The sequence below is a fragment of the Burkholderia sp. MSMB1835 genome (assembly GCF_001526365.1).
In the GTDB taxonomy this organism is placed as follows: Bacteria; Pseudomonadota; Gammaproteobacteria; order Burkholderiales; family Burkholderiaceae; genus Burkholderia.
Genome location: NZ_LOYP01000055.1, coordinates 192578 through 208281, shown reverse-complemented (window position 1 = coordinate 208281; position 15704 = coordinate 192578). Strand labels below are relative to the sequence as shown.

Here is a 15704-nt window from a genome sequence, read left to right as displayed (position 1 = left end):
ACATCAAGGACCCGACGCAGAACATCGTGTGGGTCACGCCCGAAGGCGGCGGCGGGCCGAATTACCCGAACATGTAAGCTGCCGGAGCGCACCGCCACGAGCGGCGCGTTTCGTTTGGTCACCACACACCGCCGCAAACGAAACGGGGCGCTGCATCACGCAGCGCCCCGCTTGCATTCATCGTTCGACGGTCGAGACGGCGCGTGCTGCGCCCCGCCCGCTCGTATCAGGTCGCGCTGCCGGCGATCTTCGGCGTCGGCGTCTCGACGTCGCCGCACTGCGCGCGGTGACGCAGCGCATGGTCGATCAGCACCAGCGCGAGCATCGATTCGGCGATCGGCGTCGCACGAATGCCAACGCACGGATCGTGGCGACCGAAGGTTTCGACCGTCGCCTCTTCACCGCTCTTCGTGATCGAGCGGCGCGGCGTGCGGATGCTCGACGTCGGCTTGATCGCGATCGACACGGTGATGTCCTGCCCCGTCGAAATCCCGCCGAGCACGCCGCCCGCGTGGTTGCCGACGAAGCCGGCCGGCGTCAGTTCGTCGCCGTGCACCGAGCCGCGCTGCGCGACGCTGTCGAAGCCCGCGCCGATCTCGACGCCCTTCACCGCGTTGATGCTCATCATCGCCTTCGCGATATCGGCATCGAGCCGGTCGAACACCGGTTCGCCCCAGCCGACCGGCACGCCCGACGCGACGACGTCGATGCGCGCGCCGATCGAATCGCCATCCTTGCGCAGCGCGTCCATGTACGCCTCGAGCTCCGGCACGACCGCCGCGTTCGGCGAGAAAAACGGGTTCTCGTGCACGTGCGACCAGTCGACGAACGGCACGTCGATTTCGCCGAGGCCGCTCATGTAGCCGCGCACCTCGACCCCGAAGCGCTCGCGCAGCCACTTCTTCGCGACCGCGCCGGCGCCGACGATCGGCGCGGTCAGGCGCGCGGACGAGCGGCCGCCGCCGCGGTAGTCGCGGATGCCGTATTTCTGCCAGTAGGTGTAGTCGGCGTGGCCGGGACGGAACGTCTCGACGATGTTGCCGTAATCCTTGCTGCGCTGGTCGGTGTTGCGGATCAGCAGCGCGATCGGCGTGCCGGTCGTCACGCCTTCGAACACGCCGGACAGGATCTCGACCTCGTCGGCCTCCTGCCGTTGCGTCACGTGCCGCGACGTGCCCGGCTTGCGGCGATCGAGCTCGACCTGGATGTCGGCTTCGGTCAGCCCCATCCCCGGCGGGCAGCCGTCGATCACGCAGCCGATCGCGGGACCGTGCGATTCGCCGAAGGTCGTGACAGTGAAAAGCGTGCCGAGGGTATTGCCGGACATGATGGAACCGCCCAAAGAGAAATGGGCAAACCGATGCGCTGCCGGGGCCGCAGGCAGGTCGATCGTTTGCCGGTCGAGAAAAGAGTAAACCGCTATTATGCCAGCCGTCCCGGACCCGCGGGCCGCCTGAGTGCCGGCCACGCGCAGGCTGCGTGCATGCGCGGCCCACGAAAGCGCGCCCGGACGCCCGCTCCAGCCTGGCCGCAGCCGAATGCCCGCGCGTTGCCGGTCGGGCGCCCGCCTACTTCCGCGCGCCGCGCAGCTCCGTCACCGCTGCCTGCAACGCCTCGGGCGTCGCCACCGACGCCGGGACCGGCTCGCCGACCGCCAGCGTCAGCCGGCTCATCACGCCGCGCTTGATGGGACGCGGCATCCGCGCATCGGTATGCCGCGAAAAATAGCTGCCCCACAGCCCGCGCAGTGCCATCGGGATCACCGGCGCCGGCGTGCGGTTCAGGATCTCGGTGATGCCGTGGTGGAACGTGTTGATGTCGCCCGTCTTCGTCAGCTTGCCCTCGGGGAAGATGCACACCAGTTCGCCGTCCTTCAGCGCGGCCTCGCACAGGTCGTACGCGCGCGCGAGCATCGCGGGGTCCTCGTGACGCGGCGCGATCGGGATCGCCTTCGCATGCCGGAATACCCAGCTCGCGAAACGCGTCTTGAAGATCCGGTGATCCATCACGAAACGAATCGGGCGCGGACTCGCGGCGGCCAGCACGAGCGCGTCGACGTAGCTGACGTGGTTGCACACGAGTACCGCAGCCCCTTCCGCCGGAATCCGCTCCGCGTGCACGAGGCGGATCCGGTAGAAGGTATGCACGAGCACCCACGCGACGAAGCGCAGCAGGAACTCGGGCACGAGCAGGTAGATATACGTCGCGACGACCACGTTCAGCAGCGCGGTGACGAGGAACAGTCCGGGAATGTCGACGCCCGCCTTGGTCAACCCCATCGCCATCACGGCCGACAGGATCATGAACAGCGCGTTCAGGATGTTGTTCGCGGCGATGATCCGCGCGCGGTGGGTCGGCGCGCTGCGGCTCTGGATCAGCGCGTACAGCGGCACGCTGTAGAAGCCGCCGAACATCGCCAGCAGGAACAGGTCGGCCAGGATGCGCCAGTGGCGCGCACCGGCCAGGAATTCGCCGACCGACAGCAGATGGCCGGGCGACGGCAGCGCGTGGCTCGCGAAATACAGCTCGATCGCGAACACGCTGATGCCGATCGAGCCGAGCGGCACGAGGCCGATCTCGACGCGCCGCTGCGACAGCCGCTCGCACAGCAGCGAACCGAGGCCGATGCCGACCGAGAACGTCGCGAGCAGGATCGTGACGACGTCGGGGCTCGCGGACAGCACGTCCTTCGCGAAATTGAAGAACGACGTGAGGAACGTCGCGCCGACGAACCACAGCCACGAGATGCCGAGCAGGCTCAGGAACACCGTGCGGTTCTGGCGCGCGAGGCCGAGGTTGCGCCAGGTCTCGCTGACCGGGTTCCAGTTGATCACGAGGTCGGGCTGTGGCGCGGGCGTCGACGGCACGCGCTGCGCGACGAGCCGTCCGGCCAGCGCGATGACGACGACGCTCACCGCGAGCACGCGCTCGCCGCTGCCTTCGATGCCGGCCGCCGCGCCGCCGATGATCGTGCCGATCAGGATCGCGATGAACGTGCCCATCTCGACGAGACCGTTGCCGCCGACCAGCTCGTGTTCGCCGAGATGCTGCGGCAGGTACGAATACTTGACGGGCCCGAACAGCGTCGAGTGCATCCCCATCATGAACGTGCACAGATACAGCAGCGTCGCGCTGTGCGTGACGAAGCCAGCCGCGCCGACCACCATCAGCACGATCTCGAAGGACTTCACGAAGCGCGTGAGGGTCGCCTTGTCGTATTTGTCGGCGATCTGGCCGGACGTCGCCGAGAACAGCACGAACGGCAAAATGAAGATCGCGGAAATCAGGAACGCGGCCGTCTTCGCATCGACGCCGGAGAACCGCGCGGTGTGATACGTGACGAGCGACGTGAAGCCGATCTTGAAGACGTTGTCGTTCAGCGCGCCGAGGAACTGGGTCGTGAAGAACGGCGCGAAACGACGCTCGCGCAGCAGGTCGAACTGCGATGCGTGCGCGCGCCGTTCGTCGCGCCGCCCGGAAGTGGCTTGCGTGTGATCGCTCATGCGGAATACGCGCGCATCGTCTGGGCGAAGCTGCGCGGGCCTCGTGTTGTTGTCGTTGAAAAAAAGGCGGCGCAGGACAAACCTGCGCCGCCGCATGCCGGATGGCGGCGCCCATGCATCGAGGTGCCGGGCGCGGCAGGGTTCACGGCTTGTGCGCTTCGGCTTCCGATTCCGGCCAGTCGCGGATGTACGCCTTCAGCATCCGGTTCTCGAAGCTCTGCGCCTCGACGACCGTCTTCGCGACGTCGTAGAACGAAATGACGCCCATCAGCACCTTCTTGTCGAGCACCGGCATGTAGCGTGCGTGACGCTCGAGCATCATCCGGCGCACTTCGTTGACGTCCGTTTCCGGCGTGCACGTGAGCGGCTCGTCCATCACCTTGCGCACCTGCACGTCGCCGATCGCGCCGCCGTTCACGTGCAGACGCAGGATAATCTCGCGAAACGTCAGCATCCCGACGAGATCGCCGTACTCCATCACGACGAGCGAACCGATGTCGTGTTCGGCCATCGTATCGACCGCTTCGCGCAGCGGCTTATCGGGCGTCACCGTAAACAGCGTGTTGCCCTTCACTTTCAGAATATCGCTGACGCGCATCGTAGTCCCCTCATGCTTGAATGCAAAATCTCTTTCGATCCTATCGGAAAGCCTGTCAAAAGGAAAGCACGGGCCGGCGCGGCGGGCCGCCGCCGCTTGCGGACCCGGGCCGCCGGCCGCACAATGACCTCATGAACGGCGGCCCGAGGAGACGGCCATGGCGCATACGCATACGGAGCAATTCGCCAGCTTCGCTGACTTCTACCCGTATTACCTGAATGAGCACCAGAACCTGACGTCGCGGCGGCTGCACTTCATCGGCTCGCTCGGCGTGATCGGCTGCGTCGCGATGGCGGTCGCGACCGGCTACTGGCTGTGGCTGCCCGCGGCGATCGTCTGCGGCTACGGGTTCGCGTGGGTCGGACACTTCTTCTTCGAGAAGAACCGCCCGGCCACGTTCCGGCACCCCGTCTACAGCCTGATGGGCGACTGGGTGATGTTCAAGGACATCTGCACCGGCAAGATCCCGCTGTAACCGCCGGGCCCCGCCGTCAGGCAGGCCGCGGCGGCCGCGCGTGCGGATCGGCCACGCCCGACGCCGCACCGGCGCCCCCGGCCGGCTCCGCGCCCGCGAGCCGGTGCGCGGCGATCAGCGACGCGAGCGTCACGTCGAACCGGTCGCTCGACAGCACCGCGAGCAGCGCCGCGCCGTCGACGTGGCTGCGGCGCCGCTGGAGCTGGTAGGTCAGCTCCGTGCGATCGATCACCAGCACGTCGAACAGCTGCGCGAGCGTCAACTGTTCCGGGTTCGCGAGCAGGATGTAGCGCGGCGTGGCCTCGCCGTCGCCGTCGAGCCGCGCCACCCATTCCCGCTCCTCCATCGTCGTCAGCAGCCGCTGCGCGGTTTCCATGTCGCAGCGCAGCATCGTCGCGAGCCGGATCGCCGTGTGGCCGCGCTTGCCGGCCGCACGCGCGTCGGCCAGCCGCGCGAGCAGCTCGAGCGCGTCGAGCAGGTCGCTGCCCGGATAGTGGATGCGGTGGAACTGGCCGACACGAATCGCGGGCAGCGCCGACGCGACCATCGCGCCGAGCAGCGCGATGAACCAGCTCAAATACACCCACAGCAGGAACACCGGCAGCGCCGCGAACGCGCCATAGACGGCCGTATAGGTCGGAATGCGCCGGACGTAGTAGCCGAAACCGCGCTTCGCGAGTTCGAACGCGATGGCCGCGAACAGGCCGCCGATCACCGCGTCGCGCCATGCGACCGCGCAGTTCGGCAGGTACACGTACAGCAGCGTGAACGCGAGCACCGTCAACGGCAGCGACGCAAGCGCGAGCAGCCACTCGACGATCGACGTGGACGGCCCCGCGCCGGTGAACGCGAGCGACTGCGTGAACAGGTACGACGAGATCGACAGGCTCACGCCGAACAGCAACGGCCCGAGCGTGATCAGCGCCCAATACGCGAGCACGCGCTGCGCGAACGGCCTGGGCTTGCGTACGCGCCAGATCAGGTTGAACGCCGATTCGATCGTCATCATGGTCATCACCGACGTGACGACGAGCACGATCAGGCCGGCCGTCGTCAGCCCCTTGGCCTTCGACGCGAACTGGTTCAGGTACTTGAAGATCTGGATGTTGAACTGCGCGGGCATCAGGTGATCCGCGAGGAACCCCTGCAGCGAGATCTGGAACGACGCGAACATCGGGAACGCGGTGAACAACGCGAACGCGACCGTCAGCAGCGGCACGAGCGACAGCATCGTCGTGAAGGTCAGGCTGCCCGCCACTTGCGGGATGCGATCCTCGGCGCTGCGCCGGGCCGCGAACTGCGCGAGGCGCTTGATGGTGACGAGATCGACGCTCAACTTCGGCAAACGGCTTCTCCTTCTTGATGCTGCGCGCGTCACGGCGCGCCGCCGCGCTGCGCGACGGCTTCAGCCCCTATAATAGCCGCTCGATTCCAGCAGGGGCCGACTGCACCGGGCACGCGCGCGGCCGCATGCGGCCCCGTCGCCCATGAAAGACATCCTCGTCCTCTATTACAGCCGTCACGGCGCCACGCGCGATCTCGCGCTCGCGATCGCGAACGGCATCGACAGCGTGCCGGGCATGCAGGCCCGCATCCGCACCGTGCCGCCCGTGTCGGCCGTCTGCGAAGCCACCGCCCCCGACATCCCGGCCGACGGCCCGCCGTACGCGGAACTGCGCGACCTCGAGGAATGCGCGGGCCTCGCGCTCGGCTCGCCCACCCGCTTCGGCAACATGGCCGCGTCCCTCAAGTATTTCCTCGACGGCACGACGCCGCAATGGCTGTCGGGCGCGCTGACCGGCAAGCCCGCGAGCGTGTTCACGTCGACGGGCAGCCTGCACGGCGGCCAGGAATCGACGCTGCTGTCGATGATGCTGCCGCTGCTGCATCACGGGATGATGATCGTCGGGATCCCGTACACCGAATCCGCCCTCAGCACGACGCGTACGGGCGGCACGCCGTACGGCGCGTCGCACGTCGCGCAGCACGACCGCGCGGCGTCCGGCGGGCTGTCGGCGGACGAGAAGGCGCTCGCGGCCGCGCTCGGCGTACGGCTCGCGCGCGCCGCCGCAGCGCTCGCCGGCGCCCGGGCCGCCGAGGCGGCATGAGCGCCCCCGCCCGCCCCGCCGTCGCGTCCCGGCCGCGCCATGCGCGGGCCGCCGCCGCGTGTCTCGTCGCGCTGATCGCGCTGTCGCTCGCGTGGGAGCTGTGGCTCGCGCCGTTGCGCCCCGGCGGCTCCGCGCTGATGCTCAAGGCCGTGCCGCTCGCGCTCGCGCTGCCCGGCGTCTGGCGGCGTAACATCTATACGATGCAGTGGGCGAGCATGCTGATCCTCGTCTATCTTGCAGAAGGCATCGTGCGCGGCATGTCCGATCGCGGGCTGTCCGCGACGCTCGGCTGGTGCGAGACCGCGCTTGCCGTCGGCTTCTTCGTGGCGGCGCTGGCTTACGTCGCGCCGTTCAAGCGCGCGGCGAAAAAGCCGCGCGCCACGTCCTGACCCTTACGCGACAAGGTGATGATGTCCTCCGAAGCTTTCGTTTCCGCGTGCCGCGACGCGATCGGCGCCGACCACGTGCTGACCGATCCGCACGATACCGATCCGTTCCTGACCGACTGGCGCCGCCGCTACAAGGGCGCGGCATGCGCGGTGCTGAAACCCGCGAACACGGCCGAAGTCGCCGCGCTCGTGAAGCTCGCCAACGCGCACGGCGTCGCGCTCGTGCCGCAAGGCGGCAATACGGGCCTCGCCGGCGGCGCGACGCCCGATGCGAGCGGCAGCCAGGCCGTGCTGAGCGTCGCGCGCCTGAACCGCGTGCGCGCACTCGATCCGCACAACAACACGATCACCGTCGAAGCCGGCGTGATCCTCGCCGACGTGCAGGCACGCGCCCGCGAAGGCGGCCGGCTGTTCGCGCTGAGCCTCGCGGCGGAAGGCAGCTGCACGATCGGCGGCAACCTGTCGACCAATGCGGGCGGCACCGCGGTGCTGCGCTACGGCAATGCGCGCGAGCTGTGCCTCGGGCTCGAGGTCGTGACGCCGCAGGGCGAGATCTGGGACGGGCTGCGCGGACTGCGCAAGGACAACACGGGCTACGACCTGCGCGACCTGTTCATCGGCGCCGAAGGCACGCTCGGCATCATCACGGCGGCGGTGATGAAGCTGCATCCGCTGCCGGCGGCCCAGGTCACGGCGCTGGCCGCGCTCGAATCGCCGCATGCGGCGCTCGATTTCCTCGCGCTGGCGCAGCGGGCGGCCGGGCCGCTGTTGACCGGCTTCGAGCTGATGTCGGATTTCTGCATGCAGCTGGTCGGCAAGCACTATCCGCAACTGCGTTACCCGTTCGCGCAGACCCATGCGCAAACGGTGCTGCTGGAGCTGTCCGACAACGAAAGCGAAGCGCATGCGCGCGCGCTGTTCGAGAAGCTGATGGAAGAAGCGTTCGAGGCCGGGCTCGTGGTCGACGCGGTGGTCGCGGAGAACCTCGCGCAATCGCGTGCGTTCTGGGACCTGCGCGAGCACATCCCGCTCGCGCAGGCCGACGAAGGGCTCAACATCAAGCACGACATCGCGGTGCCGATCTCGTCGATCGCCCGCTTCATCGACGAGACCGACGCGGCGATCCAGCAAGCCGCGCCGGGCGCGCGCATGGTGACGTTCGGCCACCTCGGCGACGGCAACCTGCACTACAACGTGCAGATGCCCGAAGGCGGCGATGCGAAGGCGTTCCTCGCCGCGTTCCAGGCGCCGATCAACCGGATCGTCTACGACAACGTGCACCGCCACCACGGCACGATCAGCGCGGAGCACGGCATCGGCCAGTTGAAGATCGACGACGCGCAGCGCTACAAGTCGCCGGTCGAAACGACGCTGATGCGCACGCTGAAGACCGCGCTCGATCCGCGCGGCCTGATGAATCCCGGCAAGGTCCTGCGCTGAAGCCGCCTGCTCCGGAGCGAATCCCGTGAAAGTCCGCGTCCTGTCCGACCTGCATCTCGAAAGCAACCTGCCCGACGCGATCCCGCATGCAGACGCCGATCTCGTCGTGCTGGCCGGCGACATCCACAATCACGCGGAGGGCCTGCGCTGGGCCGCCGAAACGTTCGATCCGGCGGTACCGGTGATCTACGTGCCGGGCAACCACGAGTACTACGACGGGGAATTCGGCGCGCTGGAGACGGCGATGCGCGACGCGGCGCACGCGCTCGACAACGTGCATTACCTGAACAATGGCGTCTACGTCGATCCTGCCCAACGCTTCCGCGTGCTGGGCACGACGCTCTGGACCGATTTTTCGCTGTTCGGCCGGGACGAAGCCAGCGTCGCGCGCGCGACCGACGCCGGCCTGCGCGTGATGCTCGATTTCAAGGGATTGATCCAGGTGACCTGGCCGCACGACGCGGCGGTGCATACGACGGCAGAGGCGCCGGAACGGGATTTCGCGCCGGCCGACGCGATCGCGCTGCACCGGCAAGGCCGTGCATGGCTGGAAGCGCAGCTGGCGGCGCCATTCGCGGGCAGGACGATCGTCGTCACCCATCATGCGCCGCACCGCCGCTCGCTGGCGGAACGCTATGCGGAAGATCTGGCGTCGGCGGGGTTCGTCACGGACATGGCCGAACTGGTGCGGCCGCCGGTGGATCTGTGGCTGCACGGCCACACGCATACGTCATTCGACTACGTTGCGGACGGCGGCACGCGCGTGGTGTGCAATCCGCGCGGCTACCTTCACCGGCGCACCGGCGAATGGGAAAACCCCGCGTTCGCGTGGGACAAGGTCGTCGAACTCGACTGAGCGCCGGCCGGGCGGCCGCATGGCGCGGCCTTCCCGACCTGAGGCGCGACGACAGGCTCGATCAGCGGCCGGGGCGGCGCGGCTGGCGCACGCGGACCGGCACGGGCTTCATCTGCGCCTTCGCCTTCATCGCACGCAGCAGGTCGCGGGTCGCCGCCGCGGCGGCAGCCGCGCCCAGCAGGACGCCAAGGCCGATCATCAGGTGCGTATCCATCGCTACTCCGGTGTGGTGTATCTCGTTAATTCCAACAGTATCAAACTGTCTGACACACGTTCGTAAAAAAATGTTGCGTGAAGGACAAATCTCGTCAGATTGCGGTCGACTGCGCGGTCATGTCGCACGTGTGTACTGTTCGAGCGCGGCTTCGTCGGCTTCGAGTGTGAGCGGCAATTCTTCGCGCAGGAAATCGACCCAGGTCCGGATTTTCGCGTCGAGGTACTGGCGCGACGGATACAGCGCGTAGATGTTCATCAAGTGCGACCGGTACTCGGGCATCACGCGCACGATGTGCCCGCTGCGCAACCAGCCGATCGCCGAATAGACCGGCAACCCGCCGACGCCCATCCCCTCCCCCACGGCCACCGCGAGCGCCTCGGCCACGTTCACGCGAAATGGCGGCGCCGCGATCGGCACGACCTCGTCGCCGTTCGGCCCCGTCAGCGCCCATTCGTCGAAGTGAAACCCCGTCGCGATCATCCCGAGGCACACGTGCCGGGCGAGATCGGCCGGCCGCTGCGGCACGCCGTGCGACTCGACGTAGCCCGGCGATGCACACACGACGCTATAGCTCTCGCCAAGCCGCTGCGACACGAGCCCCGAATCGGGCAGATCGCGGCCGACGACGATCGCGACGTCGTACCCCTCGTCGAGCAGGTCGGGCATGCGCTGCGCGAGCGTCAGCTCGACGTGCACGTCCGGGTAGCGCTCGCGGTAGCGCGCGATGGCCGGCACCAGATAGTGCTGGCCGAGGCTCGTGAAGCAATGGACCTTCAGCTTGCCGGACGGGCGCGCATGCGCGTCGCCCGCCTCGGCTTCGGCCTGGTCGACGTACGCGAGGATCTGTTCGCAGCGTTGCAGATAACGCTCGCCGGCTTCGGTCAGCGCGATCCGGCGCGTCGTGCGGTTCAGGAGACGCGTGCGCAGGTGTGCCTCGAGATCCGAGACCGCGCGCGACGCGTAGGCGGTGGTCGAATTCATCTGCTGGGCGGCCGCGGTAAAGCTGCCCGCGTCGACCACGCGGACGAATACCCGCATGTTTTGTAGCGTATCCATCCTGTTACCCCTGTGAATCCGGAGGGATTGTTGCACAGGGCCCAACAAATATTATCTCAAGATTCGTAAAAATGACTTGCACCGTTGTCCGTATATTCAGGAATCGCTGAAAAATATAATCGCTTCCGACTCATCTATATCCGAAAGGGAGAAAATCGTGCAGTCTCCGGCGACAAAAGGGACGCTCGCACTGGCGGTTCTTGCAGTCTCATTAATAATGGCCGGTTGCGCGAGCATGGGCGACAACACAACCCAGTCCACCCGTATCGACGCGAACGCGCTCGATGCCGGCGCGGCGATCCGCGCGGCCGACCGCGACGCGGGCTGGCCCGCCGCGGACTGGTGGCGCGCGTACCGCGATCCGCAGCTCGATGCGTGGATCGCCGCCGCCCAGGCCGGCAACCCGACCCTCGCGGCCGCCGAGGCCCGCGTGCGCGAAGCGCAGGCGATGGCGCGCGTCGCGCGTTCGGCCGAACTGCCGCAAATCAACGGCAACCTGTCGCTGATGCGCGAGCACTGGCCGGACAACGTGTACTACGGCCCGGGCCCGCTCGCGAACGCCGACACCTGGAACAACACCGGCACGCTCGGCCTGTCGTACCACCTCGATCTGTGGGGCAAGGACAAGAACGCGACCGAGCGCGCGCTCGACACCGCGCACGCGAGCGCCGCCGACGCACGGGCGGCGAAGCTCGAACTCGAGGTCAACGTCGTACGCGCGTATGTCGGCCTGTCGATGAACTACGCGCTGCTCGATCTCGCGCACGAAACCTTCGAACGCCAGCGCGCGCTCGCCGATCTCGCACGCAAGCGGCTGCAGGCCGGCCTCGGCACGCAGCTCGACGTGAGCCAGGCGGAATCGACGCTGCCCGACTACGAGCGCCAGATCGACAGCTACGAAGAAGCGATCCAGCTCGCGCGCCACCAGCTCGCCGCCCTTGCCGGCAAGGGCCCGGGCGCAGGCGACACCATCAAGCGGCCGCAGCTTGCGCTCGATGCGCCGGCCGGCCTGCCGTCGGCGCTGCCGGCCGACCTGCTCGGCCGCCGCCCCGACGTCGTCGCGGCGCGCTGGACGGTCGACGCGCAGGCGCGCGGCATCGACGTCGCGAAAGCGTCGTTCTACCCGAACATCGACCTGCTCGCGACGGTCGGCGGCTTCGGCGTGACCGCGCCGTTCACCGACTTCCTGCGCGCGATGAACGGCGGCTGGACGGCCGGCCCCGCGCTGTCGCTGCCGATCTTCGAAGGCGGCCGGCTGCGCGCGCAGCTCGGCGCCGCGAATGCCGGCTACGACCAGGCGGTCGAGCGCTACAACCAGACGATCGTCGGCGCGCTCAAGGACATCGCCGATCAGGTCGTGCGGATCCGCTCGCTCGATACGCAGAAGAAGGACGCCGCGCGGTCGGTGGCGGCCAACGATCGCAGCTATCGACTGTCGCGCGAAGGCTTCCGCCGCGGGCTGACCGATTACGTGAACGTGCTGGTCGCGCAGCAGCAACTGCTGCGCGCGCAGGAAACGGCCGCCCGCATCGACGCGGAACGCCTCGCCACGCACGCGCAGTTGATGGCCGCGCTCGGCGGCGGGATCGAGACGGGCAAGGACGTTCCGGCGGACGACCACCCCGCCGACGGCGCTAGCCCGTCGGGCACGGCGCCCGCGGCGGCGGTTGCCCGGCCCGCGGAAGTCGCCGCCGCCGGCACGTCCGGGACGCCCCGGACGTCCGCCGTGCCGGCCGCACGGTAACGCGGAGCGCGCGCCATGTCAGCCTCCTCTCCCGCTTCCACGCCCGCCGGCGGTCCGCTCGCGGCCTGGTACGCCGCGTTCGGCGACTGGGCCCGCACCGACGGCGCCGCCTGGCTCTATCTGTTCAAGGCGCTGCTCGCCGCGTTCATCGCGACCGGCGTGTCGATGCGGCTCGACCTGCCCGCGCCGAAAACGGCGATGACGACGGTGTTCATCGTGATGCAGCCGCAAAGCGGCGCGGTGCTCGCAAAAAGCTTCTACCGCGTCGCCGGCACGATCTTCGGACTGATCGCGACGCTCACCTTCGTCGGGCTGTTCCCGCAGCAGCCGCAACTGTTCCTGCTGGCGGTCGCGCTGTGGGTCGCGCTATGCACGGCCGGCGCCGCGCGCAACCGCAACTTCCGCAGCTACGGCTTCCTGCTGGCCGGCTACACGACCGCGCTGATCGGGCTGCCCGCGTCGCAGCACCCGGACGGCGCGTTCATGAGCGCGATGACACGGGTGGCCGAAATCATGGTCGGGATCGTGTCGGCCGGCGTGGTCAGCGCGCTCGTGTTTCCGCAGACCACCGGCGAGCAGATGCGCACGACGGTGCGCAAGCGCTTCGGCAGCTTCGTCGACTACGTCGCGGCGGCGCTGTCGGGCCAGCTCGACCGCGCGCATATCGAAACCATCCATACGCGCTTCGTCGCCGACGTGGTCGGGTTCGAGGCCGCGCGCAGCATGGCCGTGTTCGAGGATCCGGACACGCGGATGCGCAGCGGCCGCCTCGCGCGGCTGAACAGCGAGTTCATGAGCGCGTCGAGCCGGTTCCATGCGCTGCACCAGTTGATGAACCGGCTGCATGCGGCCGGCGCGCAGGCCGCGATCGACGCGATCGAGCCGTACTTCCGCGAGATCGCACCGCTGCTGCTGACGCCCGCCGGCGAACCGGTGCGCACGTCGGCGGATGCGGGCCACGCGGCCGCGCAACTGCTCGCGTGGCGCGACGCGCTGCCGCGCCGCATCCGCGCGACGCGCGCCGCGCTCGAAACGCAGCCGGACTTTCCGCTGCTCGACTTCGACACGGCCGCCGAACTGCTGTACCGCTTCATCACCGACCTGCACGAGTACGCGGCCACCTATGCGTCGCTGTCGACCGCGACGCACGAGCGCGAACGCTGGATCGAGCGCTACGAGCCGCGCACCAATGCGACGGCGATGGTGATCGCGGCGATTCGCACCGCGACCGTGATCCTCGTGCTCGGCTGGTTCTGGATCGAGACCGCGTGGCCGAGCGGCGTGACGATGACGCTGACGGCCGCGGCCACCTGCGCGCTCGCGTCGTCGACGCCGCGCCCGACCGCGATGTCCGCGCAGATGGGCATGGGCACGGCGCTCGCCGTCTGCACGGGCTTCCTGCTGACGTTCGGCATCTATCCGCACATCGACGGCTTTGCGCTGCTGTGCGTCGCGCTCGCGCCGCTGCTCGCGATCGGCATCTTCATGACGCTGAAGCCGAAGCTCGCCGGCTACGGAATGGGCTACCTGATCTTCTTCAGCTTCCTCGCCGGCCCGGACAACATCACGCACTACGATCCGACCGGTTTCATGAACGATTCGCTCGCGCTCGTGCTGTCGATGCTGGTGTCGGCGATCGCGTTCGCGGTGCTGTTCCCGCCCACCGCGCCGTGGCTCAAGAAGCGGCTGTTCGCGGACCTGCGCCACCAGGCCGTCGCGGCCGGCCACGCGCGGCTCGCGGGCTTGCGCACGCGCTTCGAGAGCGGCGCGCGCGACCTGATGTACCAGGCGCACACGCTGTCGGCCGACCAGCCCGACGTGCAGCGCGACGCGCTGCGCTGGATGTTCGCGGTGCTCGAAACCGGCAACGCGACGATCGACCTGCGTCACGAGCTCGCGACGCTGCCGTCCGAGCCGCGCTATGCACCCGCGATGCCGTGGCGGCGCGCGATCGAGACGATGCGCACCGCGCTGTCGGCGCTGTTCTCGAAGCCGAGCGCCGCGCGTTTCGATGCGACGCTCGCCGCGACCAACGCGGCGATCGACGCGACCCGGCAAACGCTCGATGCGTTCGAGCCGTCGCGTGACGAGCGCCACCGGCTGCAGCGCATCCTGAGCCATCTGCATTTCGTACGGACTGCGCTGCTCGACCCGGAATCGCCGCTCGAGCCGCTCAACCGCAACCGCCCCGTGCGTCCTCAACCCGGAGCCTCGTCATGATGCCGCGTGAAATCGCCATTCTCGATGCCTACATGCCCACGGTGGTGCTGATGTTCGCGCTCGGCGCGATCGCGACCTGGGCCGTCGATCGCTTGCTCGCCTATACGGGCCTCTACCGTCTCGTCTGGCACCCGTCGCTGTTCCGGGCCTGCCTTCTCGTCTGCATTTGCGGCGGACTGAGTCTTGCCGTTTACCGTTGATTCGAACCATCATGATGCTCAGAAAACTCCTCGGCTTCGTCGCGACCGCCGTCATCCTTCTCGTCGCGATCCTGATCGGGCGCTCGCTGTGGGTGCACTACATGGACGATCCCTGGACGCGCGACGGACGTGTGCGCGCCGAGATCGTCAACGTCGCGCCGGACGTGTCGGGCGCGATCGTCGAACTGCCGGTGCATGACAACCAGTTGGTGAAGAAAGGCGACCTGATCATGCAGATCGACCCGTCGCACTACCGGATCGCGGTCGAGCAGGCGCAGGCGGCGGTGGCCGCCCGTCGCGCGGAACTGCAGATGCGCCGCGACGACGCGGCCCGCCGCGCGGACCTCGACGCGCTCGTCGTGTCGAAGGAAAACCGCGAGAACGCGGTGCACAGCGCGTCGAGCGCCGATGCGCAGTACCAGCAGGCCGTCGCCGCGCTCGATGCCGCGAAGCTCAACCTCGAACGCACGCGCGTCGTCGCGCCGGTCGACGGCTACATCACGAACCTGCAGACGTTCAAGGGCAACTATGCGGTGGCCGGCCAGGCGAAGCTCGCGATCGTCGACAGCCACTCGTTCTGGGTCTACGGCTACTTCGAGGAAACCAAGCTGCCGCGCGTGAAGATCGGGGCGCCGGCCGAAATGCGGCTGATGAGCGGCGGCGTGATGAAGGGCCACGTCGAGAGCATCTCGCGCGGCATCTACGATCGCGACAACCCGCAAAGCCGCGACCTCGTCGCGGACGTGAATCCGACCTTCAACTGGGTGCGCCTCGCGCAGCGCGTGCCGGTGCGCATCCGGATCGACGAAGTGCCGGCCGACGTGGTGCTGTCGGCGGGCACGACCTGCACGGTCATCATCGATCCGGATCGGCGGAAGAAGTCGTAATCGCCCGGGCG

16 protein-coding genes are annotated in these 15704 nt (G+C 68.3%); 10 read left to right on the top strand and 6 right to left on the bottom strand.

Features of this window, described 5'->3' with window-relative positions:
* Positions 1-77, top strand: a 77-nt coding sequence (locus WS96_RS34940) for a 4Fe-4S dicluster domain-containing protein (protein ID WP_133168007.1), incomplete at its 5' end; no start/stop codon positions are given.
* 149 nt (positions 78-226) lie between these two features.
* Here the strand turns inward: WS96_RS34940 and aroC are convergent.
* The 3 genes from aroC to WS96_RS28960 all read right to left on the bottom strand — a co-directional run bounded on the left by aroC (position 227) and on the right by WS96_RS28960 (position 4101).
* Positions 227-1327, bottom strand: a complete 1101-nt coding sequence (aroC, locus tag WS96_RS28970) for a chorismate synthase (RefSeq protein ID WP_034207095.1) — start codon at positions 1325-1327, stop codon at positions 227-229.
* A 241-nt stretch (positions 1328-1568) separates the two neighbouring features.
* A complete protein-coding gene (locus WS96_RS28965; protein WP_059780262.1) occupies positions 1569-3503 on the bottom strand; it encodes an MFS transporter in 1935 nt (644 codons plus the stop codon).
* A gap of 142 nt (positions 3504-3645) precedes the next feature.
* On the bottom strand, positions 3646-4101 hold the full coding sequence (locus WS96_RS28960) for a CBS domain-containing protein (RefSeq protein ID WP_006488504.1): 456 nt from the start codon (positions 4099-4101) through the stop codon (positions 3646-3648).
* A 157-nt stretch (positions 4102-4258) separates the two neighbouring features.
* Here WS96_RS28960 and WS96_RS28955 point away from each other — a divergent pair, with 157 nt between their 5' ends.
* Positions 4259-4576: an Mpo1-like protein gene (locus WS96_RS28955; protein ID WP_059780261.1), complete on the top strand. Its 318-nt coding sequence runs from the start codon at positions 4259-4261 to the stop codon at positions 4574-4576.
* A gap of 16 nt (positions 4577-4592) precedes the next feature.
* On the opposite strand, the gene WS96_RS28950 is transcribed toward WS96_RS28955, so the two are convergent.
* Entirely contained in the window at positions 4593-5921 is a 1329-nt protein-coding gene (locus WS96_RS28950; RefSeq protein WP_059837220.1) for a YihY family inner membrane protein, read from the bottom strand.
* Between the two features lie 142 nt (positions 5922-6063).
* Here WS96_RS28950 and wrbA point away from each other — a divergent pair, with 142 nt between their 5' ends.
* From wrbA to WS96_RS28930, 4 genes are read left to right on the top strand one after another with little or no spacing between them, the layout of a single operon-like run.
* Complete coding sequence (wrbA, locus tag WS96_RS28945; RefSeq protein WP_034207090.1) at positions 6064-6684, top strand: NAD(P)H:quinone oxidoreductase; 621 nt, start codon at positions 6064-6066, stop codon at positions 6682-6684.
* Entirely contained in the window at positions 6681-7073 is a 393-nt protein-coding gene (locus WS96_RS28940) for a DUF2069 domain-containing protein (protein ID WP_059826397.1), read from the top strand. Before wrbA ends, WS96_RS28940 begins: the two co-directional genes overlap by 4 nt.
* 18 nt (positions 7074-7091) lie before the next feature.
* Entirely contained in the window at positions 7092-8513 is a 1422-nt protein-coding gene (locus tag WS96_RS28935) for an FAD-binding oxidoreductase (protein ID WP_059837218.1), read from the top strand.
* Between the two features lie 25 nt (positions 8514-8538).
* A complete protein-coding gene (locus tag WS96_RS28930; RefSeq protein WP_059837216.1) occupies positions 8539-9369 on the top strand; it encodes a metallophosphoesterase in 831 nt (276 codons plus the stop codon).
* Positions 9370-9430: 61 nt separating this feature from the next.
* Here WS96_RS28930 and WS96_RS34180 read toward each other — a convergent pair whose 3' ends face one another.
* A complete protein-coding gene (locus tag WS96_RS34180; RefSeq protein ID WP_179949992.1) occupies positions 9431-9583 on the bottom strand; it encodes a hypothetical protein in 153 nt (50 codons plus the stop codon).
* 117 nt (positions 9584-9700) lie between these two features.
* Positions 9701-10642 carry a LysR family transcriptional regulator gene (locus tag WS96_RS28925; protein WP_059837214.1) on the bottom strand — a complete coding sequence of 314 codons (942 nt, stop codon included), beginning with the start codon at positions 10640-10642 and terminating at the stop codon, positions 9701-9703.
* Positions 10643-10799: 157 nt separating this feature from the next.
* Here WS96_RS28925 and WS96_RS28920 point away from each other — a divergent pair, with 157 nt between their 5' ends.
* Genes WS96_RS28920 through WS96_RS28905 form a run of 4 tightly spaced genes read left to right on the top strand, consistent with a single transcriptional unit; the run spans position 10800 to position 15693 of the window.
* On the top strand, positions 10800-12386 hold the full coding sequence (locus WS96_RS28920; RefSeq protein WP_059837213.1) for an efflux transporter outer membrane subunit: 1587 nt from the start codon (positions 10800-10802) through the stop codon (positions 12384-12386).
* A gap of 15 nt (positions 12387-12401) precedes the next feature.
* On the top strand, positions 12402-14606 hold the full coding sequence (locus WS96_RS28915; RefSeq protein ID WP_059837211.1) for an FUSC family protein: 2205 nt from the start codon (positions 12402-12404) through the stop codon (positions 14604-14606).
* Entirely contained in the window at positions 14603-14806 is a 204-nt protein-coding gene (locus WS96_RS28910) for a DUF1656 domain-containing protein (RefSeq protein WP_034207084.1), read from the top strand. Before WS96_RS28915 ends, WS96_RS28910 begins: the two co-directional genes overlap by 4 nt.
* An 11-nt stretch (positions 14807-14817) precedes the next feature.
* Positions 14818-15693: an efflux RND transporter periplasmic adaptor subunit gene (locus WS96_RS28905; RefSeq protein WP_059837209.1), complete on the top strand. Its 876-nt coding sequence runs from the start codon at positions 14818-14820 to the stop codon at positions 15691-15693.
* The last annotated feature ends 11 nt before the right edge of the window (positions 15694-15704 follow it).